The 25,147-nt window shown below is 71.6% G+C and carries 19 protein-coding genes and 1 pseudogene; 11 read left to right on the forward strand and 9 right to left on the reverse strand.

Translation table 11 applies throughout. From position 1 onward, the window contains the following. Positions 1–49: 49 nt before the first annotated feature. Positions 50–706, reverse strand: a pseudogene (locus K7862_RS30030) (PucR family transcriptional regulator); the annotation flags it as partial. Between the two features lie 136 nt (positions 707–842). Between K7862_RS30030 and K7862_RS30035 the strand changes: the two are divergent. From K7862_RS30035 to K7862_RS30085, 11 genes are all read left to right on the forward strand, one after another. Beyond that, a complete protein-coding gene (locus tag K7862_RS30035; protein ID WP_222967931.1) occupies positions 843–1,772 on the forward strand; it encodes a proline dehydrogenase family protein in 930 nt (309 codons plus the stop codon). Positions 1,773–1,798: 26 nt separating this feature from the next. Beyond that, positions 1,799–3,430 carry an L-glutamate gamma-semialdehyde dehydrogenase gene (gene pruA / locus K7862_RS30040; protein ID WP_222967932.1) on the forward strand — a complete coding sequence of 544 codons (1,632 nt, stop codon included), beginning with the start codon at positions 1,799–1,801 and terminating at the stop codon, positions 3,428–3,430. Between the two features lie 585 nt (positions 3,431–4,015). Further along, entirely contained in the window at positions 4,016–5,059 is a 1,044-nt protein-coding gene (locus tag K7862_RS30045) for a 3-isopropylmalate dehydrogenase (RefSeq protein ID WP_222967933.1), read from the forward strand. A gap of 120 nt (positions 5,060–5,179) precedes the next feature. Beyond that, the gene (locus K7862_RS30050) at positions 5,180–6,268 is read left to right on the forward strand and encodes a branched-chain amino acid aminotransferase (RefSeq protein ID WP_222967934.1); all 1,089 of its coding nucleotides are present in this window, start codon (positions 5,180–5,182) and stop codon (positions 6,266–6,268) included. A gap of 355 nt (positions 6,269–6,623) precedes the next feature. Beyond that, a complete protein-coding gene (gene cimA, locus K7862_RS30055; RefSeq protein WP_222967935.1) occupies positions 6,624–8,234 on the forward strand; it encodes a citramalate synthase in 1,611 nt (536 codons plus the stop codon). A 298-nt stretch (positions 8,235–8,532) separates the two neighbouring features. Further along, a complete protein-coding gene (locus K7862_RS30060; protein WP_222967936.1) occupies positions 8,533–9,033 on the forward strand; it encodes a hypothetical protein in 501 nt (166 codons plus the stop codon). A gap of 103 nt (positions 9,034–9,136) precedes the next feature. After that, complete coding sequence (locus tag K7862_RS30065; RefSeq protein WP_308012267.1) at positions 9,137–9,658, forward strand: GNAT family N-acetyltransferase; 522 nt, start codon at positions 9,137–9,139, stop codon at positions 9,656–9,658. A gap of 67 nt (positions 9,659–9,725) precedes the next feature. Continuing rightward, positions 9,726–10,808 (forward strand): HpcH/HpaI aldolase/citrate lyase family protein, encoded by a 1,083-nt coding sequence (locus K7862_RS30070; protein ID WP_222967937.1) that lies wholly within the window; start codon positions 9,726–9,728, stop codon positions 10,806–10,808. Beyond that, positions 10,805–11,674 carry an HpcH/HpaI aldolase/citrate lyase family protein gene (locus K7862_RS30075; protein ID WP_222967938.1) on the forward strand — a complete coding sequence of 290 codons (870 nt, stop codon included), beginning with the start codon at positions 10,805–10,807 and terminating at the stop codon, positions 11,672–11,674. Before K7862_RS30070 ends, K7862_RS30075 begins: the two co-directional genes overlap by 4 nt. Before the next feature lie 182 nt (positions 11,675–11,856). Next, entirely contained in the window at positions 11,857–13,440 is a 1,584-nt protein-coding gene (locus K7862_RS30080; RefSeq protein WP_222967939.1) for an acyl-CoA carboxylase subunit beta, read from the forward strand. An 18-nt stretch (positions 13,441–13,458) separates the two neighbouring features. Next, positions 13,459–13,662 carry an acyl-CoA carboxylase epsilon subunit gene (locus K7862_RS30085; RefSeq protein WP_222967941.1) on the forward strand — a complete coding sequence of 68 codons (204 nt, stop codon included), beginning with the start codon at positions 13,459–13,461 and terminating at the stop codon, positions 13,660–13,662. Positions 13,663–13,749: 87 nt separating this feature from the next. On the opposite strand, the gene K7862_RS30090 is transcribed toward K7862_RS30085, so the two are convergent. From K7862_RS30090 to K7862_RS30125, 8 genes are all read right to left on the reverse strand, one after another. After that, a complete protein-coding gene (locus tag K7862_RS30090) occupies positions 13,750–14,328 on the reverse strand; it encodes a GTP-binding protein (protein WP_222967943.1) in 579 nt (192 codons plus the stop codon). Then, a complete protein-coding gene (locus tag K7862_RS30095; protein ID WP_222967945.1) occupies positions 14,309–14,866 on the reverse strand; it encodes a DUF742 domain-containing protein in 558 nt (185 codons plus the stop codon). The genes K7862_RS30090 and K7862_RS30095 overlap by 20 nt, the downstream gene beginning before the upstream one ends. A gap of 78 nt (positions 14,867–14,944) precedes the next feature. After that, entirely contained in the window at positions 14,945–15,358 is a 414-nt protein-coding gene (locus K7862_RS30100) for a roadblock/LC7 domain-containing protein (protein ID WP_308012268.1), read from the reverse strand. Positions 15,359–15,367: 9 nt separating this feature from the next. Further along, complete coding sequence (locus K7862_RS30105) at positions 15,368–18,499, reverse strand: sensor histidine kinase (protein ID WP_262414055.1); 3,132 nt, start codon at positions 18,497–18,499, stop codon at positions 15,368–15,370. Between the two features lie 465 nt (positions 18,500–18,964). Beyond that, positions 18,965–19,564: a GTP-binding protein gene (locus K7862_RS30110; RefSeq protein WP_222967948.1), complete on the reverse strand. Its 600-nt coding sequence runs from the start codon at positions 19,562–19,564 to the stop codon at positions 18,965–18,967. Then, positions 19,545–19,952 (reverse strand): DUF742 domain-containing protein, encoded by a 408-nt coding sequence (locus K7862_RS30115; protein ID WP_037913670.1) that lies wholly within the window; start codon positions 19,950–19,952, stop codon positions 19,545–19,547. The genes K7862_RS30110 and K7862_RS30115 overlap by 20 nt, the downstream gene beginning before the upstream one ends. Positions 19,953–20,042: 90 nt before the next feature. Further along, positions 20,043–20,456, reverse strand: a complete 414-nt coding sequence (locus K7862_RS30120; protein WP_093717891.1) for a roadblock/LC7 domain-containing protein — start codon at positions 20,454–20,456, stop codon at positions 20,043–20,045. Between the two features lie 9 nt (positions 20,457–20,465). Then, positions 20,466–24,596: a nitrate- and nitrite sensing domain-containing protein gene (locus K7862_RS30125; protein WP_222967949.1), complete on the reverse strand. Its 4,131-nt coding sequence runs from the start codon at positions 24,594–24,596 to the stop codon at positions 20,466–20,468. Positions 24,597–25,147 lie beyond the last annotated feature (551 nt).

The raw sequence follows: 25,147 nt of genomic DNA on the forward strand, positions 1-25,147 counted from the left end.
TCGGTGACCCAGGAGCTCATGGTGTGCGGCGCGTGGGCGTGCAGGTAGCCGTACTGGACGCCGCCCCCGGCACGGCCCGTAGTCCGGGCAGCTCCGGCGCCCCGGCGACGACGCCGACGAGGCGCACGCACACCAGCGCGTGCGCCTCGTCCGCGTCGTCGCCGAGCGCCGCCCGCAGGGCGTCCTCCGCCTCGTCGCGGCCGGCCCGCGAGCCCGCGGTGAGCAGGGCCCGCAGCGCCGTCCCGGCGCCGGATCCGGCGCGGGACGCGGCGGCGAGCCGCGCGCCGATCCTCGCGGCGACCGCCATCGCCGCGGCGAGCTGCGCCTCGGTGTGCTCGGCCTCGTCCAGCAGCCACACGTAGCCGTAGACCACGCCGCCGTGGCGCACCGGCAGGCACAGCCGCCCGCGGAAGACCCCCGCGGAGGGCACCGCCGGGATGCGCACCGGGCCGGTGGCGCGGGCGATGCCGAACCGCTCGAACCACGCGCGGACCTCGGCCGTGGAGCGGCGGGTCAGAATGGACCGGGTCCGCACGGGGTCCATGGCCGCGTCGTCCTCGCTGTCGTGCACCCCGAACGCGATCAGCCGGAAGTCCCGGTCCTCCAGGGTCGCGGGCGCGCCGAGCAGCGCCGACACCTCGTCGACGAGCTCCTGGAAGTCCCCGTACTCACCGGCCACGCGCCCATTGTCGCGCACCTCCCTCATACATCTGTATGAGGGACCGCACCCGGATGCGTGACAGCTGTCGGTGGTCCCGCGGGGTAGCCGCTCCTTAGATTCACGGTGACGGCGCGCGTCCGCCGCACCGTTCCGCCGAACCCGCATGTCCGAAGGAGCCACCGTGCTCGGTCCCGTGTTGCTCGCCGCCTCGCGCAGCGACCGTATGCGCCGCGTCGTCGCCGCCGCACCCGTCACCCGTCCCGTGGTGAAGCGTTTCATCGCCGGTGACGAGCTGCACCCCGCGATGGACACCGTGCGCGGCCTGACCACCGCCGGTCTGGACGTCACCCTGGACCACCTCGGCGAGGACGTCACCGACCGGGCCACCGCCCAGGCCACCCGCGACGCCTACCTGCGTCTGCTGGAGACCCTGCGCAAGGACGACCTCGGCCCGCGCGCCGAGGTGTCGGTGAAGCTCTCCGCCTTCGGCCAGGCGCTGCCCGACGGCGGCCACGACATCGCGCTGGCAGGAGTCCGCGAGGTCGCCGAGCTGGCCACCGAGATCGGCACCACGGTCACCCTGGACATGGAGGACCACACCACGATCGACTCCACCCTGGCCATCCTGCACGAGCTGCGCCGCGAGCACCCGGGGACCGGCGCGGTGCTGCAGTCCTACCTGTTCAGGACCGAGGAGGACGCCCGCGCGCTGGCGGTGTCCGGCTCGCGCGTCCGCCTGGTGAAGGGCGCCTACAAGGAGCCCGCGCGCGTGGCCTTCCAGGACAAGAAGGACGTGGACCGCGCGTACGTGCGTGTGCTGCGCACCCTCTTCGAGGGCCAGGGCTACCCGATGGTCGGCTCGCACGACCCGCGCATGATCGCCATCGCCCAGGACCTCGCCGCCCGCAACCACCGGTCAGCCGGCTCCTACGAGTTCCAGATGCTCTACGGCATCCGCACCGCCGAGCAGCGGCGCCTCGCGGACGAGGGCGAGCGCATGCGCATCTACGTGCCCTACGGCGCAGACTGGTACGGGTACTTCATGCGCCGCCTGGCGGAGCGACCGGCCAACCTCGCCTTCTTCCTCCGCTCCTTCCTCCCCGCCCGCTGACCCGAATCCCACGAGGAGAACGCTCCATGGACGCTGTGACCCAGGTCCCCGCGCCGGTCAACGAGCCGGTGCACAGCTACGCGCCCGGCAGCCCGGAACGCGCCCGGCTGGAGGCCAAGCTCAAGGAGCTGGCCGGCAACCCGGTCGACCTGCCGATGTTCATCGGCGGCGAGGAGCGCATGGGCGGGGGAGAGCGCTTCGACGTCGTCCAGCCGCACAACCACGGCGCGCGCCTGGGCACATACGCCAACGCCACCACCCAGGACGCGCAGGACGCGATCGACGCGGCGCTGGCCGCGGCGCCGGCCTGGCGTGCCATGTCCTTCGACGACCGCGCCGCGATCATCCTGCGGGCCGCGGAGCTGCTGGCCGGTCCCTGGCGGGAGACGGTGGCGGCGTCCACCATGCTCGGCCAGTCCAAGACCGCGCAGCAGGCGGAGATCGACAGCCCCTGCGAGCTGGTCGACTTCTGGCGGTTCAACGTGCACTACGCCCGGCAGATCCTCGCCGAGCAGCCGGTCGCCAACGCGCCCGGCGTGTGGAACCGGCTGGACCACCGTCCGCTCGAGGGCTTCGTCTACGCCATCACGCCGTTCAACTTCACCGCGATCGCCGGCAACCTGCCCACCGCGCCCGCGCTGATGGGCAACGTCGTGGTCTGGAAGCCGTCCCCGACGCAGACGCACTCGGCCGTGCTGCTGATGAAGCTGCTGAAGGAGGCAGGCCTCCCGGACGGCGTCATCAACCTCGTCACCGGCGACGGCATCGCCGTCTCCGACGTGGCGCTGCAGCACCCGGAGCTGGCCGGCATCCACTTCACCGGCTCGACCCGCACCTTCCAGTACCTGTGGCGCACGGTCGGCGAGAACATCGAGCGGTACCGCTCCTACCCGCGGATCGTCGGCGAGACCGGCGGCAAGGACTTCGTGGTCGCGCACCCCTCCGCCGACCCCGCGGTGCTCAAGACCGCGCTGACCCGCGGCTCCTTCGAGTACCAGGGCCAGAAGTGCTCGGCCTCCTCCCGCGCGTACATCCCGCGCTCGATCTGGGAGAACGGCTTCAAGGAGGAGTTCGCCGCCGAGGTCGACGGGCTCACCATGGGCGACGTCACCGACCTCACCAACTTCCTCGGCGCCGTCATCGACGAGCGGGCCTTCGCCAAGAACAAGGCCGCCATCGACCGTGCCGCGGCCGACCCGACCGTCGAGGTCGTGGCCGGCGGCACCTACGACGACTCGGTCGGCTGGTTCGTCCGCCCGACGGTCCTGGTCTCCACCGACCCGGAGAACGAGATCTTCCGCGAGGAGTACTTCGGCCCGGTCCTGGGCGTGTACGTCTACGACGACGCCGACTTCGAGGCGATGCTCACGCAGATGGAGTCGGTGTCGGCGTACGGCCTCACCGGTGCGGTCATCGCCCGGGACCGTGCCGCGGCGGCGCACGTGATGGAGCGGCTGCGGTTCGCGGCCGGCAACTTCTACATCAACGACAAGTCCACCGGCGCGGTCGTCGGCCAGCAGCCGTTCGGCGGCGGCCGTGCCTCCGGCACCAACGACAAGGCCGGTGCCGCGCAGAACCTGATGCGCTGGACGTCGACCCGCGCCATCAAGGAGACGCTGGTCCCGCCGACCGACTACCACTACCCGCACCAGGGCTGACCGCCCCGGTCGCTCCTTCCGGGGCCCGCCCTTCGGGCGCGGGCCCCGGCCCCCCGGCCACCGCCCCCGCCTCCGGTCTCCCCCTCCGGACACGGGGGCGGTTTCCATGTCCCGGGGGCCGCGTCCGCCCTCGCGCGGACGTCTCCGGGGCCCCCGAGGGTGATCGTCGTCTCAGATAGTAGGAAGTCCGAGTAATTGTGGAGACAGGACGAAGCCGCTGACCTAGCGTGGTAACAAGCCGAACGTTCCACGCTCGACCGAGCGAGCGGCGGATGCGCGCAAGGCGCCCTCTTCAGCGGGTCACCCCCCGCGGCGCCGGCCCACCGCCCGCGTTCCATGGCAGCCCCATCTCCTCCGATTTCCCAGTGGAGTTGATCCCCATGGACGAGACCGCACGCCAGAACGCCCTCCGTGCCCTGCAGCGCTCGATGGACCGCCGCGACAACGGCGGCAGCACCGGTCACGAGCGCGGCTGAACCCGCCCCGGCAGGTGCCGCCGGTCCCGCACGCAGCCGCGCCCCGACACGCATGTCCGGCATGCGGACGGGCCGTGTCAGGGGATGGGACGGGGAGTAGGGTGCGGACATGTCTCGCAGCCTCAGCCTCGCAGTCATTCCCGGCGACGGAATCGGCCAGGAAGTCGTCACCGAAGGTCTCAAGGTCCTCTCCGCCGCGCTTCCGCAGGACGTGAAGCTGGAGACCAAGGAGTACGACTTCGGCGCGAAGCGGTACCACGCGACCGGCCAGACCCTCACCGACGACGACCTCGCCGAGCTGAAGGTCCACGACGCGATCCTGCTCGGTGCCATCGGCGACCCCTCCGTGCCCTCCGGGGTGCTGGAGCGCGGCTTCCTGCTGAAGCTCCGCTTCGCCTTCGACCACCACGTCAACCTGCGCCCGAGCAAGCTCTTCCCGGGCGTGGGGACGCCGCTGGCCGGCAGCCCGGCCATCGACTTCGTGGTGGTCCGCGAGGGCACCGAGGGCCCGTACACCGGCAACGGCGGCACCATCAGGACCGGTACCCCGCAGGAGGTCGCCACCGAGGTCAGCCTGAACACCGCGTACGGCATCGAGCGCGTGGTGCGGGACGCCTACGCCCGCGCGCAGGCCCGCCCGCGCAAGAAGCTGACCCTGGTGCACAAGAACAACGTCCTGGTGCACGCCGGCCGGCTGTGGACCCGGATCTTCGAGGCGGTCGGCGCGGAGTACCCGGACGTCACCACCGACTACCTGCACGTGGACGCGGCGACGATCTTCCTCGTCACGCAGCCCGAGCGGTTCGACGTGATCGTCACCGACAACCTGTTCGGCGACATCATCACCGACCTCGCCGCGGCCGTCTCCGGCGGCATCGGCGTGGCGGCCAGCGGCAACATCAACCCCGGCCGCGCGTTCCCCTCGATGTTCGAGCCGGTGCACGGCTCCGCGCCGGACATCGCGGGCCAGTCCAAGGCCGACCCCACCGCGACCGTGCTCTCCGTCGCCCTGCTCCTGCGGCACCTCGGCTACGACACGGAGGCCGACCGGATCGACGCGGCGGTCCAGACCGACCTCGCCGAGCGTTCCGGCAGGCCGGCGCGCAGCACGGTGGAGATCGGCGACGCGCTGGCGGCCCGGGTCGCAGGCTGACCCCCGCCCGGAGGTAGGTCCCCGGCCCCGCCGCTGCGATAATCGGTGGCGGGGCCGCAGCGCGGCGGGAAACTAGGACGTCCTAGCAGTCGGACGGCAGCAGACGGTGAAGGAACACATATGACGACGCCCACGATCGAGCTCAAGCCCTCGTCCCACCCCCTGGCCGACGCCGAACGCAACGCGATCCTCGGCAGCCCCGGGTTCGGCCGCCACTTCACCGACCACATGGTCACCATCAAGTGGACCGAGGGCCGCGGCTGGCACGACGCGCAGCTCGTCCCGTACGCGCCGCTGTCGATCGACCCGGCGAACATGACGCTGCACTACGCGCAGACGATCTTCGAGGGCCTCAAGGCGTACCGCCAGCCCGACGGCAGCGTCGCCACGTTCCGGCCGGAGGCCAACGCCCGCCGCTTCCAGGCCTCGGCCCGCCGGCTGGCGATGCCCGAGCTGCCGGTCGAGACGTTCATCGAGGCGTGCGACGTGCTGGTGCGGCAGGACAAGGCGTGGGTGCCGACCGAGGGCGAGGCGTCGCTCTACCTGCGGCCTTTCATGTTCGCCTCCGAGGTGGGCCTCGGGGTGCGGCCGGCCAACGAGTACCTGTTCCTGGTGATCGCGTCCCCCGCCGGCGCGTACTTCTCCGGCGGCGTCAAGCCGGTGTCGGTGTGGCTGTCCGAGGAGTACGTGCGCGCCGCGCCCGGCGGCACCGGCGCCGCCAAGACCGGCGGCAACTACGCCGCCTCCCTCGTCGCCCAGGCGCAGGCCATCGAGCACGGCTGCGACCAGGTGGTGTGGCTGGACGCGATCGAGCGGCGCTGGATCGAGGAGATGGGCGGGATGAACCTGTACTTCGTGTACGGGAACCGCATCGTCACCCCGGAGCTGTCCGGCTCGCTGCTGCCCGGGATCACCCGCGACTCGCTGCTGAACATCGCCGCGGACCTCGGCTACGAGGTGGCCGAGGGCCGGATCAGCGTGGACGACTGGAAGCGGGGGAACGAGGACGGCTCGCTGACCGAGGTGTTCGCCTGCGGCACGGCCGCGGTGATCACCCCCGTCGGCTCGGTGAAGTCCACCCGGGCGGACTGGTCCGTCGCGGACGGCCGGCCGGGCGAGGTCACCATGCGGTTGCGTGAGGCGCTGCTGGACATCCAGACCGGGCGGGCGGCCGACGCGCACCACTGGATGCACCCCCTCGGCGACTAGAGCCGCCGCTCTCCCCGCGGTCCGCGGAGGGCCGCGGGGGGTGTTCGGATGGTGAGACCGGGGTCTCGCTGGACCCCGAGGTGTGGCACACTGCCAATCATGTCCGCCCGCGTCATGATTATTGGCCGCAGGCACGCCGGTCCGCAGTGACGCCCCACTGACCCCAGTGGAACGCCACCGTGTCCCAGACCCGCGTGCAGACCTCTCGCATCCGCGAGGGGTTTTTTCGTTTCCCGGCCCATCCGCGCCGGAGGCGAAACCGCACGCGGTGGCTGGGGGCAAGTGGAGTCGGTCCACCGGGCGACTTCAGGATCGCCCGGAGGAAACCCACCCACCTGACAGGAGTTAGACAGCTATGACCGCGGAACTGGACGACAGCTTCCATGTCTTCGACACCACGCTGCGCGACGGAGCACAGCGTGAGGGGATCAACCTCACCGTCGCCGACAAGCTGACGATCGCCCGGCACCTGGACGACTTCGGGGTGGGCTTCATCGAGGGCGGCTGGCCCGGCGCCAACCCCCGCGACACCGAGTTCTTCGCCCGCGCCCGCACCGAGCTCGAACTGCGCCACGCGGTGCTGGTCGCCTTCGGCGCCACCCGCCGCGCGGGCGCCACGGCGGCGGAGGACCCCCAGGTCAACGCGCTGCTGGAGTCCGGCGCCCCCGTCATCACGCTGGTCGCCAAGTCCCACGACCGGCACGTGGAGCTGGCTCTGCGCACCACGCTGGAGGAGAACCTGGCGATGGTCCGGGACACCGTCTCCTACCTCGTGGAGCAGGGCCGCCGGGTCTTCGTCGACTGCGAGCACTTCTTCGACGGGTACCGGGCGAACGCCGACTACGCCACGCAGGTCGTCCGCGCCGCGCACGAGGCGGGCGCCTCCGTGGTGGTGCTCTGTGACACCAACGGCGGCATGCTGCCCGCCCAGGTGCAGGCCGTCACCGGTCTGGTGCTCGCCGACACCGGGGCCCGGCTCGGCATCCACGCGCAGGACGACACCGGCTGCGCGGTCGCCAACACCCTGGCCGCGGTGGACGCCGGTGCCACGCACGTGCAGTGCACCGCGAACGGCTACGGCGAGCGGGTCGGCAACTCCAACCTCTTCCCGGTCGTCGCGGCGCTGGAGCTCAAGCACGGCCGCCGGGTGCTGCCCGAGGGCGCGCTCGGCGAGATGACCCGGATCTCGCACGCCATCGCCGAGGTCGTCAACCTCCCGCCGTCCACCCACCAGCCCTATGTGGGGGTCTCCGCCTTCGCCCACAAGGCCGGGCTGCACGCCTCGGCCATCAAGGTCGACCCCGACCTGTACCAGCACATCGACCCGCAGCGCGTGGGCAACACGATGCGGATGCTGGTCTCGGACATGGCCGGCCGCGCCTCGATCGAGCTCAAGGGCAAGGAGCTCGGCATCGACCTCGGTGGCGACCGCGACCTGGTCCAGCGGATCGTCGACCGGGTCAAGGAACGCGAACTCCAGGGCTACACCTACGAGGCCGCCGACGCCTCGTTCGCCCTGCTCATGCGGGCGGAGCTGGACAGCATCGGCGGCAAGGAGCCCCGCCGCTTCTTCCGCACCGAGTCCTGGCGGGCCATCATCGAGGACCGTCCCGACGGCACCCACGCCAACGAGGCCACCGTCAAGCTGTGGGCCAAGGGCGAGCGGATCGTCGCCACCGCCGAGGGCAACGGCCCGGTCAACGCCCTCGACCGCGCCCTGCGGGTGGGCCTGGAACAGATCTACCCCCAGCTGGCCGGCTTCGCGCTGGTCGACTACAAGGTCCGCATCCTGGAAGGGCGTTCGGGCACCGACTCGACCACCCGCGTGCTGATCACCACCACCGACGGCACCGGCGAGTGGTCCACGGTGGGAGTCGCGGACAACGTCATCGCCGCGTCCTGGCAGGCGCTGGACGACGCCTGCGCCTACGGTCTGCTGCGGGCCGGGCTCGACCCCCAGGAGTAGGACCGGCGGCACGACGCCCCGATGAACTCGGGGTGTTCGCCGAGGGCCCGCCGCAGGTCGCGCGCGGGCCCGGCCGGCGATCCCGCCGAAACCCTGTCCCAAAGCTGCCGGAACCCTGGCGGACGCGCGTAGACCTCGGGCACACTCCTCCTGCGCCACCTGCACACCCCCATTCACGGCGGCCACGGCCGCCCCCGCAGGAGGAGATCGCATGAGCAGCACCACCCTTGTGTCCCCCGTTGCGTCACCCCTTGTGTCACCCCTTGTGTCGCCGTCCCCCGCGCGCCCGCGGACCCGGATGCGGGCCGTCGTCAGCGCTCTCACGCTCCTGCTCACCGTGCTCTTCGCGCCGGGCGTCGGCCTCGCGGCGAGCCATGACGCGTTCGCCGTCACCAAGCTGACGCAGGCCCAGGCCGAGAGCATGTTCCGCGGTGCGGGCATCACCTGGTCGTCGTCCGGCGGCTGCACCAACCGCAACAACTCCACCTGCACGTCCTTCGACGGCCTCAACCTGGCCACCGCCCAGGGCGCCGTGACCCTCAAGCACGCGAGCGGCTGCGCCCTGAACATCACCGGCGGCACCGAGGTCGGCCACGCCAGCGGCACCTACTCCCACTACAACGGCTACAAGCTCGACTTCGGCAAGAACACCTGCCTGAACAACTACGTGCACAACACGTTCGCGTACATCGGCCTGCGCGGCGACGGCTACCCCATGTGGCAGTCCGGCGCGGGCAACGTCTACACCGACGAGGGCAGCCACTGGGACGTCCTCTACTACAACTGCGGCGGCTGCTGACCCCGTTGCCTCCGCACGGCGGCGCGCCGCCGTGACGGTCCCGCCGGCCCGGCCTCCGGAAAACCGTTCGGCCGGGCGGGCGGGTGACCCCTAGGGTGCCCCGGTGACCGCAACCCCTTCGCCGCAGACCACCCCGCAGACCTCCCCGCCGCCCGCCCTGGTACGGCGAGCCCTGGCCGCAGACGCCGCCGCGATCGCCCAGGTGCACATCAGGTCCCGCGAGGCGACCATGCCCTTCCTCCCGCCCCGCACCCGCTCCGACGCCCAGGTCGAGGCGTGGGTGCGGGACGTCGTGCTGCCCGGCGCCACCGTGTGGGTGGCCGAACTCGACGGCGCCGTCGTCGGGTACGCGGCCGTCGCGGGCGACGTCCTCGACGCCCTCTACCTGCTGGCCGACGTGCGCAGGCGCGGCATCGGCACCCTCCTGCTGGACGCGGCCAGGGCCCACCGGCCGCAGGGGCTGAGCCTGTTCGTGTTCCAGAAGAACACCGACGCACGGGCTTTCTACCTCCGCCACGGCTTCGCCGTCACCGCCGCGACCGACGGCTCGGGCAACATGGAACGCGAACCCGATCTCGCGATGCGCTGGTCACCGGTGACGAACGGCACACGTACTGTCGGGTAACCGGCGAGGGGCCGCCCCCGTAAGGTGAGCGCCACACCCTCACCCCGACCGACAACCGGGAGATCGCATGCGCTCGGCGAAGGACTTCTTCCGCCCGCTGGCCGTGGGGGCGCCCGCCCCCGTGCGGGAGGTGCCGCTCCGGCCCTCGCGGATGATCCACTTCTTCGACCCCGGCAACGAGAAGATGGCGGCCAAGGTCCCGTCGCTCGCCCCCCAGGTGGACGTGCTGCTCGGCAACCTGGAGGACGCCGTCCCCGCCGACCGCAAGGAGGCGGCCCGGCTCGGACTGGTGAAGACCGCGCGGGCCACGGACTTCGGCGACACCCAGCTGTGGACCCGGATCAACAGCCTCGACTCGCCCTGGGTCCTGGACGACCTGCTCACCCTCGTCCCCGAGATCGGCGACAAGCTCGACGTCGTCATGGTGCCCAAGGTCGAGGGCGCGCAGGACATCCACTATGTGGACCGTCTGCTCGCCCAGTTGGAGGCCAAGGCCGGGCTCGGCCGGCCGATCCTGGTGCACGCCATCCTGGAGACGGCCACGGGCGTGGCGAACGTCGAGGAGATCGCGGGGGCCAGCCCCCGGATGCAGGGCATCTCGCTCGGTCCGGCCGACCTGGCGGCCAGCCGCCGGATGAAGACCACCCGGGTCGGCGGCGGCCATCCCGGCTACCTGGTCCGCGCCGATCCGGCGCCGGCCGCGGACGGCGGCGCCGACGCGCCGCGGCCCACGTTCCAGCAGGACCTCTGGCACTACACGATCGCCCGGATGGTCGACGCCTGCGCGGCGCACGGCATCCTGCCGTACTACGGGCCGTTCGGGGACATCCAGGACGTCACCGCCTGCGAGGACCAGTTCCGCAACGCCTTCCTGCTGGGCTGCGTCGGCGCGTGGTCGCTGCACCCGGCGCAGATCGCCATCGCCAAGCGCGTGTTCTCCCCGTCCCCGCAGGACGTTGCGTGGGCCCGCCGGGTCATCGCGGCGATGGGCGACGGCACCGGCGCGGTGATGATCGACGGCAAGATGCAGGACGACGCCACGTACAAGCAGTGCCTGGTCGTCGCCGACCTCGCGGACGCGCTCGCCGCCCGGGACCCCGAACTCGCCGAGGTCTACGCCGCGGCCACCCGTGAGGAGGACGCCCGATGAGCGGCGACCTGCGGCCCCGGCGTTCCGTCCTCTACATGCCCGGCGCCAACGAGCGCGCCCTGGAGAAGGCGAAGTCGCTGCCCACCGACGCGCTCATCCTCGACCTGGAGGACTCCGTCGCCCCCGACGCCAAGGCGGAGGCCCGCGACCGGGTCGCGGCCGCCGCCGCGAGCGGCGAGTACGGCTACCGCGAGGTGACGATCCGGGTCAACGCGCCGGGCACGCCGTGGCACGACGACGACCTGCGGGCCGCCGCCGCGGCCGGCCCGGACGCCGTCGTGGTGCCCAAGGTCGACTCGCCGGACACCGTCCGCGCGGTCGAGGCGGCGCTGGAGGCCGCCGGGGCGCCGGACCGCACCGCGATCTGGGCGATGATCGAGACGCCGGTGGCGATGTTCGACGCCCGGCTGATCGCGGCCGCCTCCGAGCGCCTGACCGTCCTGGTGCTGGGCACCAACGACCTGGCGAAGGAACTGCACGCCGAGCACGTCCCCGGCCGGGCGCCGTTGCTCACCGGGCTGTCGCTGGCGCTGCTCGCGGCCCGCGCCACCGGCCGGGTCATCTTGGACGGTGTCTACAACGACGTGAAGGACGCCGCCGGCTTCGAGGCGGAGACGCTGCAGGGCCGCCGGCTCGGCTTCGACGGCAAGACGCTGATCCACCCGAGCCAGCTCGAACCGTGCAACCGGATCTTCGCGCCGGCCCAGGCCGACGTGGAACGCTCCCGGCGGATCATCGCCGCTTTCGAAGAGGCCACGTCACAGGGGCGGGGGGTGGTCACGGTGGACGGCAGGATGATCGAGAACCTGCACGTCGAGGAGGCCCGCCGGACGCTCGCGCTGGCCGACGCGGTGGCCGGTCGCTGACCCGGACGGAGCAACCGGAATCAATCATTCCGGGGGTGGCAGGTTGCTGACAGCGGTGTCCCGCCCCGCCGCGGCGGGACACCGCAGACCAGCGCGTCTGTCGGGTTCCACCATGAACAGCAACCGGACACTGTACGGAGTCGATGGCCCTTTATCGGGCCCTTCGCTCGTACTGTCGGTACATGACCACATCGGAAGAGGTGCCCGTCGCGGCGAACGACGCCCGCGGGCGCGTGGCAGAACTCCACGCCATCCGCGAGCAGGTCAGGCGCGGACCGAGTGAGAAGGCGACCGAGGCCCAGAAGGCCAAGGGCAAGCTCACCGCCCGCGAGCGGATCGACCTGCTGCTCGACGAGGGCTCCTTCCACGAGGTGGAGCCGCTGCGCAGGCACCGCGCGACCGGGTTCGGCCTGGAGGCCAAGCGCCCCTACACCGACGGCGTCATCACCGGCTGGGGCACCGTGCACGGCCGCACGGTCTTCGTCTACGCCCACGACTTCCGGATCTTCGGCGGCGCGCTGGGCGAGGCCCACGCCACCAAGATCCACAAGATCATGGACATGGCCATCTCGGCCGGCGCCCCGCTGATCTCCCTCAACGACGGTGCCGGCGCCCGTATCCAGGAGGGCGTCTCCGCGCTCGCCGGCTACGGCGGCATCTTCCAGCGCAACACTCGCGCCTCCGGCGTCATCCCGCAGATCTCGGTGATGCTCGGCCCGTGCGCCGGCGGTGCGGCCTACAGCCCCGCGCTGACCGACTTCGTCTTCATGGTCCGTGAGACCTCGCAGATGTTCATCACCGGCCCCGACGTCGTCAAGGCGGTCACCGGCGAGGACATCACCCAGAACGGCCTGGGCGGCGCCGACGTGCACGCCGGGATCTCCGGCGTCTCGCACTTCGTGTACGACGACGAGCAGACCTGCCTGGAGGAGGTCCGCTACCTGCTGTCGCTGCTCCCGCAGAACAACCGGGAGAACCCGCCGTCCGTCGAGTGCCACGACCCGGCCGACCGGCGCAGCGACGTGCTGCTCGACCTGGTGCCCGCCGACGGCAACCGCTCGTACGACATGCACAAGGTCATCGAGGAGATCGTCGACGACGGCGAGTACCTGGAGGTCCACGAGCGCTGGGCCACCAACATCATCTGCGCCCTGACCCGGCTCGACGGCCAGGTGGTCGGCATCATCGCCAACCAGCCGGCCTCGCTGGCGGGCGTGCTGGACATCGAGGCGTCCGAGAAGTCGGCCCGCTTCGTGCAGATGTGCGACGCCTTCAACATCCCGATCATCACCCTCCTGGACGTCCCCGGCTTCCTTCCGGGCGTCGCCCAGGAGCACGGTGGGATCATCCGGCACGGCGCCAAGCTGCTCTACGCGTACTGCAACGCCACCGTGCCGAGGATCTCGCTGATCCTGCGCAAGGCGTACGGCGGGGCCTACATCGTGATGGACAGCCAGTCCATCGGGGCCGACCTCACCTACGCCTGGCCGACCAACGAGATCGCCGTCATGGGAGCGGAAGGCGCGGCCAACGTGATCTTCCGCCGGCAGATCGCCGAGGCCGACGACCCCGACGCCATGCGGGCCAGCATGGTCAAGGAGTACAAGGCCGAGCTGATGCACCCGTACTACGCGGCCGAGCGCGGCCTGGTCGACGACGTGATCGACCCCGCGGAGACCCGCGAGGTGCTCATCGGCTCGCTGGCGATGCTCCGGACCAAGCACGCGGACCTGCCGTCCCGCAAGCACGGCAACCCCCCTCAGTAACTCTCCCTGGAGACCACCTTGAGTACTCCCGCCGACTCGATCGTGCGTGTCGAGCGGGGTCACGCCGACCCCGAGGAACTCGCCGCGCTGACCGCGATCCTGCTTGCCCGCGCCGCCGCGGGGGAGGGGACCGTCCCGGCCAAGCCGGCCCGGTCCACCGCCCGCTGGCGCCGGCTGGAGCGCACCCCGGGCTTCCGGGCGCCGCACTCCTGGCAGGGCTGACACCCCCGGGCAGCACGCCCCCGACACGCGAGAGGCCCCGCACCGTCCGGTGCGGGGCCTCTCGCGTTCTCTCGCGTCGCCGGGCGGCTAGCGCAGACGGGCCATCAGGGCGTGCTCGACCAGCGTGATGAGCGCGCTCTTGGCCTCGCCCCGGTGCCGGGCGTCGGTGATGATGATGGGCGCCTCCGGGCCGATCTGCAGCGCCTCGCGGACCTCCTCCGGCTGGTACGGCTGGTGGCCGTCGAAGCCGTTGAGGGCGATGACGAACGGCAGGCCGCTGTTCTCGAAGTAGTCGACCGCCGGGAAGCAGTCCGCGAGCCTGCGGGTGTCCACCAGGACGATCGCGCCGATCGCGCCGCGCACCAGGTCGTCCCACATGAACCAGAAGCGGTCCTGTCCGGGGGTGCCGAACAGGTAGAGGATGAGGTCCTCGTCCAGCGTGATACGGCCGAAGTCCATCGCCACGGTGGTCGTGGTCTTGTCCGGCGCGTGCGTCAGATCGTCGATCCCGGCCGAGGCCGAGGTCATCACTGCCTCCGTGCGCAGCGGGTTGATCTCCGACACGGCACCGACGAACGTGGTCTTGCCCACGCCGAATCCGCCCGCCACCACGATCTTCGCGGAGGTGGTGGCGCGGGTCGGGCCGCTAGAGCTTCCGAAGTCCACTGAGCACCCTTTCAAGCAATGTCACGTCAGGCTGGCCGCCGGCCGCCGCGTCGCCACCGGGCTGGTGGATGGCGACGAGACCCGCCTCGGCGAGGTCGGCCACGAGGATCCGGACCACACCGAGCGGGATGGTCAGCAGCGCGGAGATCTCCGCGACCGACTTGACCTCCCGGCACAGCAGGCAGATCCGCTGGTGCTCGGGCAGCTGTCCCCGCAGCCGCTCGGCATCGGCGGTGGTGCTGACCAGCGCTTCGATGGCCAGCTGATAGCGCGGCCGGGTCCGGCCGCCGGTCATGGCGTACGGGCGCACCAGGCCCGAGGGGGTACGCGAGCGGCCGGAGCCGGCACCCGAGCCACCCTGCGCACTTCCCGGCCCGCCGCGGGCGGTCTGCGGCGGCGGAGCCTGCGGCGGCGCGTACGGCTGTACGCGCGGCTGCCGGTACCCCGGCTCCGGAGAGGGCGCCGAGGGGAAGTTGTACGGGTTCAGAGGCGGCTGGTGCGGACCGCCGTACGGATCTCCGCCGGTGGGCGTGCTCACGGGTCCTCCTCGTGGTTCGGCTGCGGCGCCGTGCCCGGACCCCTGGCCGGTGTCCGGGCACGAGCCCGCGCCCGTGCGTTAGTTGAGCAGGCTGCCCTGCAGTTCGGCGCGCAGATCGGGAGTGAGTACGGAACCCGCCCGGTCGACGAGCAGGGCCATTTCGTAGCCGACGAGGCCGATGTCGCACTCGGGGTGGGCGAGTACGGCCAGGGAGGAGCCGTCGGACACGGACATGATGAAGAGGAAGCCGCGCTCCATCTCCACGACGGTCTGGTTGACGGTCCCGCCCTCGAAGATGCGGGACGCACCGGACGTGAGCGACGTCAGACCGGAGGCGACGGCTGCGAGCTGGTCTGCGCGGTCGCGGGGGAATCCGTCGGACATCGCGAGCAGCAGGCCGTCGGCGGAGACCACCACGGTGTGGGACACCCCGGGGGTGTTGTCCACGAAGTTGGTGATCAACCAGTTCAGGTTCTGTGCCGCCTGGCTCATCGGACTCAACTAGCGCTCCTGGTTCTGGGGGCCGCCGAATCGGCTGTCGGTGGCCTGTCCGTTCGTGTCAGTTCCAGCAGTGCGCCCTTGCTGGACGCCACGCCGCAGGTTACTCAACCTGCCGCGGACGTCCTCCGGTGCGCGGGAGACCTGTGGGCCGCCCTGCGGGGTCTGCGTCGCGGTACCCGGGACCAGGTTGGCCTGGGGCACTCGCCGTGGCAGGCCGGAGGGGGTCACTCCGCCTGCCTTGGGCTCACGGACCTGCTCGGCCCGCTGCCAGTGCTCGTCGTTGGTGGACCGCCAGCCGTCGTCGTCCGGCGAGGAGGCCGCCGGCTCGCCCGAAGGCTGACTGCTGGACTGGTGCTGCGGCTCGGAGGGCTCCGATGCGGACGGGGACGTGGGTGCGTGCGACTGCCGCCGGTCCCGGCGCGGCAGTCCGGCGTCCGTCAGCGAAGGCGAGACTACGCTGTCCTCCCCCTGCTCGGGGAGCGGCGGAACGGATTCCGTTACCTGGGCTTCAGCCGCCGGCCAGTCGTCCTGAGCTGCCCCGTAACCGGGGAACTCCGCCTGGTGACCGGCTCCTTCGTAGCCCGCGGCCGGCCGGCCGCCGTCGCCGAAGTCCTGGGCGGCCTCGTACGGCTGCTCGAAGAAACCGTTCTGCTCCCGGCCGTCGACCGGGTAGCCCGGGGTCCCCTGGCCGTCCTGGCCGTAGCCCTGCGACCCGTAGCCGTTCTGGTAGCCGTTCTGCGCGTAGGCGTCCGGTGCGGCGTAGCCGTCCTGCGGCCCGTAGCCCTGGTCGTACCCCTGCTGTGGGAAGCCCGCGTCGTATCCGCCCGGATAGCCCGGGTCCTGCGCCTGGCCGGGGACGGTGAAGTCGCCCTGCGCGAACGCCTGCTCCTGACCCGCCTCCGCCGGCTCCTGGCCGTCGTGGCGTTCGTGGACGGCGGCCTCGAGCTGCGCCCTGCGCTCCTCGCGCTGCAGCGAGCGGCCCACCGGGTCCAGCGGGCGCCCGCCCTCCGGCAGCACGCCGCCCTGCTCGTAGCGGGAGTCGTCGAAGCCCAGCTCGGCCGCGCTGCGGTGGTCCAGGGGGCGGCCGAACGCCGGCGCGTCCGCGGGCTCGGGGACCATCCGCGAGACGGTGAAGTCCTGGTCGTCGGGCAGCAGCTCCTCGCCGCCACCGCCGTGGGTGATCGGCTCGGGCAGCATCACCAGGGAGGTGGTGCCGGCCTGCTCACCGGAGGGCCTGAGCTGGACCCGGATGCCGTGCCGCTGGGACAGCCGGCCGACCACGAACAGGCCCATCCGCTTGGCGATCTCGACGTCCACCGTGGGCGGGTCGGCGAGCTTGCGGTTGATGTCCGCGAAGTCCTCGGCGGTCAGGCCGATGCCGCGGTCGTGGATCTCGATCATCACCCGGCCGTCCGGCAGCCGGGTCGCGGTGACCCGCACCTTGGTCTGCGGCGAGGAGAACGTGGTGGCGTTCTCCAGCAGCTCGGCCAGCAGGTGCACGAGGTCGGTGACCGCGCTGCCGTGGATGTCGGTCTCCGGGATGCCGACCAGCTCGATCCGGTCGTACGCCTCCACCTCGGACGCGGCCGCGCGCAGCACGTCCACCAGCGGAACCGGCTGGTTCCACTGCCGGCCCGGCTCCTCGCCGGCGAGGACCAGCAGGTTCTCGCCGTTGCGCCGCATACGGGTCGCGAGGTGGTCCATCTTGAACAGGTTCTCCAGCTGGTCCGGGTCAGCCTCGTTGTTCTCCAGCTCGGTGATCAGCTCGAGCTGGCGCTGGATGAGGCCCTGGTTGCGCTGGGAGAGGTTGGTGAAGATCGCGTTGACGTTGCCCCGCAGCAGCGCCTGCTCGGCGGCCAGCCGGACCGCCTCCCGGTGCACCTGGTCGAAGGCGCGGGCGACCTCGCCGATCTCGTCCTGGGTGTTGATCGGGATCGGCGCCACCTGGGTGTCCACCCGGCCCGGGTCCGTCCGCGACAACTGGTCGACCAGGCTGGGCAGACGGGTCTCGGCGATGTCGAACGCCGCCGAGCGCAGCCGCCGCATGCTGCGGGTCATCGTGCGGGCCATCATCGCGGCCACGATGAACGCCAGGATCAGGGCGACCACCACGATCGCCGAGTTGATGAAGACGTCCCGCTTGGCGGTCGAGGCCACCTTCGCGGCGTCCGAGGCGGCCTGGTCGGCCAGGGTCACCTCGATCGAGCGGTAGGCGTCGAAGGACAGCGTGGAGGCCGCCATGTACGACTCGGGGGTGACGCCCTCGGCCCGCAGCGTCGCGCTCGTCGACTGCGGGTTGGCGATGTCGGTGACCATCTTGGTCAGGTCCGGCGGCACGATGAACTTGGAGTGCGGGTCGGCCTCGGCCTTGCGCTGCGCGGCCGTGATCTGCTCCTGGCCCTTCTTCGCGGCCGCCTCCTGCGCGGCCCGGAGCCGGGCCTGGTCGGCCGCGGTGCCGCCGCCCTCGTACTCCTCGACGGCGATGCCCTGCAGGTACTCGTAGGAGCCCAGCGCGGTCTTCTGCAGCGCCAGTTCCTGCGCGGAGGCGGGCTTGCCGACCAGGATGTGCATGCCGATCGACCGGGTCAGGGACTCGGCCGCCTTGGACAGCGACAGGGCGTAGAGGGTGCGGCCGTAGGAGGCGCCGTTGCTGGTGCCGAATCCCAGTTCGTTGGCCAGCTCCATCAGCGGGTGCTGGATGGTGACGTAGCCCTCTTCGGTCTGCACGCCCGACAGCTGGCGGGTGAACGCGGCCTTGCGCAGGGCGGCCAGGCGCGGTTCGACGGCACGGAAGGTGGCCATCCGGCGCTTGAGGTCCGCCTCGTCCGGTACGTGCTGGGCCGCCTGGTCGAAGGCCCGGGCGGCCGCGTCGGTGGCCGCGTACGCGGCGCTGACCGACGAGTCGGCACGCTTTCCGGCGAGCAGGGGAACCACCGTGACGTCGCGTTCGTCCTCAAGGGCGTTGCTGTAGGTCGCCGCGGCCCGCACCATGTTCGCGGTACGCACCGCGTCGTCGGCCTGCTGCCAGGTGTCCACCGAGCTCTTCACCCGGAAACCACCGAAGACGAGAGCGACGAGCACCGGGATCAGGAGGATCACGTTCAGGCGGGTGGCCACCCGCCAGTTGCGCATGCTCAGCCGGCCGCCCGGATCGGGCAGCACGGGGACCTCGGCCTCGGCCGGCGCCGAAGGAGAACTCCCCGGGCGCTGCGGCGGGGTGAAGTTCCCCCGCGGGCCCGGTGGGGTACCCGCTTCTGCTCTGGTGTTCCTCACTGGACCAACAACCTCTCGGCGACGGCGCTACGACGACAGCCGTTCCTACTCTCGGGTTGTGCGAATTTCAGCATGTCGCGGGGGTGCTCGCCAAACGTCCGGCATATGGGAACTGACGTCCGGCGCCTGGGGATAAAAAAGACATAAGCCTGAGGCGCGGCCAAACCCTACGACAGACGTACACGTGGTGACACCGGCCGAGTGCGGGCCGTGTCGGCAGCGCTCCGAAACTCACCCGAAACGTTATGAAAACGGGGACCCCCGTGTCCTGTGACACAGCGGGTCCCCGTGGTTGTGGTCCTCACAACTTGCCGCAGGCACAGCCTACTTGAGGCGTGCCAGCAGCGCGTGCTCGACGAGCGTGATGAGCGCGCTCTTGGCCTCCGCCCGGTGCCGGGCGTCGGTCGTGATGATCGGTGCCTCCGGCCCGATCTGCAGTGCCTCGCGGACCTCCTCCGGCCGGTACGGCTGGTGGCCGTCGAAGCCGTTGAGGGCGATCACGAACGGCAGACCGCTGTTCTCGAAGTAGTCCACCGCCGGGAAGCAGTCCGCCAGCCGGCGGGTGTCGACCAGCACCACGGCGCCGATCGCGCCGCGCACCAGGTCGTCCCACATGAACCAGAAACGGTCCTGGCCGGGCGTGCCGAACAGGTAGAGGATGAGGTCGTCGTCCAGCGTGATGCGGCCGAAGTCCATCGCCACGGTGGTCGTGGTCTTGTCCTGCACATGGCTCAGGTCGTCGATGCCCGCCGACGCGGACGTCATGACGGCCTCGGTGCGCAGGGGGTTGATCTCCGACACCGCGCCGACGAACGTCGTCTTGCCGACGCCGAAGCCACCGGCGACCACGATCTTCGCGGAGGTCGTGGACCGCACCGGTGGCGCGCCGTACGCCTGTTGCGGCCTAGAGCTTCCGAAGTCCACTGAGCACCCTCTCAAGCAGTGTCACGTCAGGCTGGCCGCCCGCCTCGCCGCTGCCCGGCTGGTGGATCGCCACCATGCCGGCTTCGGCCAGGTCGGCCACAAGGATCCTGGCCACGCCGAGCGGAATGGCCAGGAGGGCGGAGATCTCGGCCACCGACTTGATCTCGCGGGTCAGATGGCAGATCCGCTGGTGTTCGGGCAGGAGCCCCGCGTACTGCGCCGGGTCCGCGGTGGTGCTCACCAGGGCCTCGATGGCCAGCTGGTAGCGCGGCCGGGTACGGCCACCGGTCATGGCGTAGGGCCGCACCAGCGGCTGGTCGCCTTCCACCCCGTACGGCGCGTGGTGGGACGCGCCGTACGGGCCCGGCGAGGCGGGTGGCGGGGTCATGAGGGTCCTCCGTGTCCGGGCAGTGCTGTCGCTGGTGCGGAATTACGGGAACGTGCTGGTGGTGCGGTGACTCGGTGCCGGCACCGGGTCTCAGTGCATGAGGCTGCCCTGGAGCTCCGCACGGAGGTCCGGGGTGAGCACGGCCCCTGCCCGGTCGACGAGCAGGGCCATTTCGTAGCCGACGAGGCCGATGTCGCACTCGGGGTGGGCGAGTACGGCCAGGGAGGAGCCGTCGGACACGGACATGATGAAGAGGAAGCCGCGCTCCATCTCCACGACGGTCTGGTTGACGCTGCCCCCCTCGAAGATGCGGGACGCTCCGGCGGTGAGCGAGGTCAAGCCGGAGGCCACGGCTGCGAGCTGGTCTGCGCGGTCGCGGGGGAATCCGTCGGACATCGCGAGCAGCAGGCCGTCGGCGGAGACCACCACGGTGTGGGACACCCCGGGGGTGTTGTCCACGAAGTTGGTGATCAACCAGTTCAGGTTCTGTGCCGCCTGGCTCATCGCACTCAACTAGCGCTCCTGGTGGTTCGTGCCGAAGCCGCGGCCGTCTGTGCCGCCGCCGGCTTGCCGGCCTTGCTGGATACCCCTGCGGAGGTTGGTCAGACGTCCGCGAACGTCGTCGGGAGACCGCGAGACCTGCGGTCCGTCCGTCGGCGCCTGCTGCTGGGCCGCGCCACCGGCGACCAGGTTGGCCCTGGGCACCCGGCGCGGCAGACCGGCCGGCGTGACGCCGCCGGCCGAGGGCTCCCTGACCTGCTCCGCGCGCTGGCGCAGGGCGTCGTTGGGAGAGGACCGCCAGTTCGGCGTCTCGCGCGGCAGCGGCTGCGCCACCGGCGCCGGAGGCGTCTGGACCGACGGCTGCGGACCCGTGGGGCGCTGGGCCCCCGGTCCGGCCGGACGGTTCGCCGGCGCGGGACGCTGCGGCGGCGCGGTGCGGCCCACCGGGCGCATCGGCGCCTGCTGGCCCCGCACACCGTGGCCGCCCTGCGCGCCCTGCAGACCCGGCTCGACGTGGATCTGCTGCATCCGCTCGGCCTGGCCGGTGCGGAACCAGTCGGACTCGATCGAGGAGAAGATCGGCGTCGGCTCGTCGCCGCGGGTCGGGGCCGGCGGCAGCGCCATCGGCTCGGCGGCCGGCGGCAGTTGCTGCTCGGGACGGCCGGCGGCCGGGCGCGGCGGCACCGGCTGCTGTCCGATGGCCTGGTGCTGCTGCTGGACCGGCTGCTGCTGGACCGGGTACTGACCGGTGCCCTGGCTGCCGAGGTCCGGCATCCGGTGCGAGCCGGTGCCGTACTGGTCCTGACCGCCCTGCTCCTGGCCGTTCGGGGTCCAGCCCGGGGTGCCCTGCGGGCCCCGCGGACCGCGCTGCGGCAGCCCGCCGGGCAGGCCGCCCTGCGGCGCCCGGAAGTCACCGAGGTCCTCGCCCCGGACCACCGGGATCTGCGCGGTGTCGCCGGGACCGCCCTGCGGGTTGTGCACGGGGTACTGGCCGGTGTCGCCGGGACCGCCCTGGACCGGGAACTGACCCGTGTCGCCCGGACCGCCCTGCGGGTTGTGGACGGGGTACTGACCCGTGTCACCGGGCCTGCCCTGCGGGTTGTGCACGGGGTACTGGCCGGTGTCGCCAGGACCGCCCTGGACCGGGAACTGGCCCGTGTCGCCGGGACCGCCCTGGACCGGGAACTGCCCGGTGCCGTACGGGTCCTGGACGCCGCGGTCCTGGCCGTTGGGGGCCCAGCCGCCGCGCGGGCCCTGCGGGCTCTGCGGGCCACGCGGGCCGCCCTGCGCCGGGAACTGACCGGTCTGGCCGGTCGGCGCGAAGTCGTCGTCCCGTACCGGCGGGAACTGCGCGGTGTCGCCGGGGCCGCCCTGCGGGGTGTGCGCCGGGAACTGGCCGGTGTCGCCGGGACCGCCCTGGCCACCCTGACGCGGGGTCGGGCCGGGTCGCCCGCCGAAGACGTCGGAGCGGAAACCGCCGGGGCCGGTGCTCTGCGGCTGCGGGGGCGGGAAGCCGCCGCCCTGCGGGCCGCCCTGGCGGCCGCCCATGCCGTTGGCGTTCGGCTGGCCGGGCCGGCCCGGCTGCTGCGCACCCGGTCCGCCGGGGCCGGGACGCCCGGGCTGCTGGTCCTGCCGGCCGCCGAACAGGTCGCCGTCGCGGCCGGTCTGCGGGAAGTCGTCCCGCCGTCCCGGGCCGCTCTCGAAGCCGTCGAACGCGGAGGCCGCCTCGACCTCCTCGTGACCGCGCGGGGTGTCCTGGCCGCGGTCCTCCGGGAAGCCGCCCTGCGGACCGTCCTGCGCCGCCCAGCGGGGGCCGTTCTGCTGCGGGCCGTTCTGCTGGGGGCCGTTCTGCTGGGGGCCGGGTCGCCCGCCGCCGGTGCCGATGGCCGGGCGCTGCGCCCCGCCGGCGACCTGGCCGCGCTGCTGTCCCGCGCCGACCCGGGGCGTGTTGCCGAAGGCGCCGGCGATGCCGGTGCCGCCCTGGGCGGGAGGAGCGGCTGCCGGACGGGCGCCCGCCGGGGTGTTCTTCTGGTTCGCGCCGCCCTGTGTGACGTCGACCGGCAGCATGACGAGCGCGGTCGTACCGCCGGAGTCCGACGGCCGGAGCTGGATGCGGATGCCGTGTCGCAGGGACAGCCGGCCGACCACGAACAGGCCCATGCGGCGGGAGACGGAGACGTCCACCGTCGGCGGGTTGGCCAGCCGCTCGTTGATGTCGGCGAGGTCCTCGGGCGACAGGCCGATGCCGGTGTCGTGGATCTCGATCAGCACGCGGCCGTCGGGCAGCGAGTGGCCGGTGACGCGCACCTTGGTCTGCGGGGAGGAGAACGACGTGGCGTTCTCCAGCAGCTCGGCGAGCAGGTGGACGAGGTCGTTGACGATGCGGCCGGTGACCTCGGCCGAGGGCACCGAGGTCAGTTCGATCCGCTCGTACTGCTCCACCTCGGACGCGGCGGCGCGGAGCACGTCGACCAGCGGGACCGGGCGGGTCCACCGGCGGCCCGGCTCCTCACCGGCGAGAACCAGCAGGTTCTCACCGTTGCGGCGCATACGGGTCGCGAGGTGGTCCAGCTTGAAGAGCGAGGAGAGCTGGTCCGGGTCGGCCTCGCGGGACTCCAGCTCCGAGATGAGCGAGAGCTGACGCTGGATGAGGCCCTGGCTGCGGCGCGAGAGGTTGGTGAACATCGCGTTGACGTTGCCCCGCAGAAGGGCCTGCTCGGCGGCCAGCCGGACCGCCTCACTGTGGACCTCGTCGAAGGCGCGGGCCACCTGGCCGATCTCGTCACGGCTGTTGATGCCGATCGACTCGACCGACGTGTCGACGTCCTGCGGGTCGGACTCCGACAGCTGCTTGACCAGCTCCGGCAGCCGCTTCTGGGCGACGTCCTGGGCGGTCTGCTGCAGCCGGCGCAGCGAGCGGATCATCGAACGGGCGACCACGAAGGCGCCGACGACGGCGACGCCGAGGACGAGCAGGATGATCGCACCGGAGATCAGCGCGGACTGCTTGGCCTCGCTCTGGAGCTTGAGCGCCCGCTGCTGCATCTCGTTGAGCAGCGACCGCTCGATCTGGTTCATCGCCTGGATCTTGGTCTTCGCCGCGTCGTCCCAGTCCGGATAGGACATCGGCACGCGCTTGATGCCGTCAGGCGACTGGTAGATCCGGTTCAGGACCGAGTCGTGCGACGTGATGGTGTCGTTGCCGCCGTAGATCGGCATGAGCAGTTCGCGGCTCGGCGCTTCGCCGTAGATCGCCTGGAAGCGGTTGAGCTCGAGCTTCTCGTCGTCGTGGCTCCAGTACACCGTCTGGTAGTCGTTCGCCGAGAGGGTGCCGCCGGTGGCGAACGCGGCACTGATGACCGCGCGCTGGATCGACTCGTACTCCTTGGCCGCGGAGAACGCGGCCAGGGCGCGGGTCGCCTGGATCATCTCGTGGTTGTTGGTCGCCTGCGCCATGTCCTGCGACAGCGACAGCAGCGACTGGATGAGGCCGTCGTACTGCGAGACGGTCTGGGCGATCCCCGACTGGGCCGTGTACGCCTGGTCGCGGATCTGGTTGAGGTTGCTCAGCTGGGTGCCGATGGACAGCAGCGTCGCCCGGACGCCCTTGTAGACCGAGTCGGTGGCCTGGACGTTGTCGCTGGCGTTCTTGTAGAGCGTGTACTCGCGGTCGGTGGTCTCCCGGGAGGCCGCGATCGCGTCGTTGTTCGTCTGCCCCGACTCCAGCGGGCCGGCCGAGCTGTCCCGCTCCTCCTGCAGCGCGGCGGCCAGGTCGGTCGCGTGCTCGGTGATGTCGGTCAGGGTCTTCATGTGCTCGAGCTGGTTGATGTTGTCCAACGAGCTCTTGATGCTCAGACCACCGAGCGCGCCGGCGGTGACCACCGGCAGGGCGAGCAGGGAGACGAGTCTGGTGCTGATGCGCCAGTTGCGCATCGCTATTCGGGGGCCGGGTTTCCCTTCGAGACCGGTGATCCGGCCCGCCTCGATACCGCTGGGCGTGCTGTTGCGTCCGGGGGCCGCAGCGGTCCCCGGCGTGGCGGATCCGGAGTCGGCTGCCGCTTGCGTCGAACCGCTGGCGGTCCCGCCGGGCTGCTGCTCCGGGTCACCCGCAGCGCCGCTGTCCCTCTTGAAACGTCCCTGCACTAGCGTCGCAACCTCTGGACCAGGCGTCCCCCGCAGTCACGCGGAGAGGACGGTGTCGAGTCATGGGGGCTCAGGACTTCCCGGATCTCGGGAAAGCCGATTGCCCTTCACCACCGCTCGGTGCTCGTACGCGCCCCCTGCGCGCCGGCTCGATGTGATGCGGCGGTCCGGGGAATTCCAGCACAGTGCTGGATCTCCCAACAAGGGCCGTAGCCGACCTGTTGGAATGTGTCACTCGACGCATCGGGCCATGCACACAGAGTGTAGTGGTGAAATGGTGAAACCCGGATGTTCCGGACACCGGGCGGGGTCATGGCCTGCGGTGCTCCCGTGTCCGGCGGGAGCAGGCGGCGGGGGGAATCTCCGAAGACGGGCAGGATGTCCGGATCCGGGATGGCTGGAAAATGTCGGGAATGGCCGATCCACAGCTCACATCGTGAGCAAAATCACAGTCCGTCAGGTGAGCGGCCCCCCGGGCGGAGGGAATGGGCCGCATTAGCCTGATGGTTTACAGAAACGAGACCCTGTCAAGCACTGTCACGCACCGGCGC

This window comes from Actinacidiphila acidipaludis (assembly GCF_019890725.1).
GTDB classification, from domain to species: Bacteria; Actinomycetota; Actinomycetes; order Streptomycetales; family Streptomycetaceae; genus Actinacidiphila; species Actinacidiphila acidipaludis.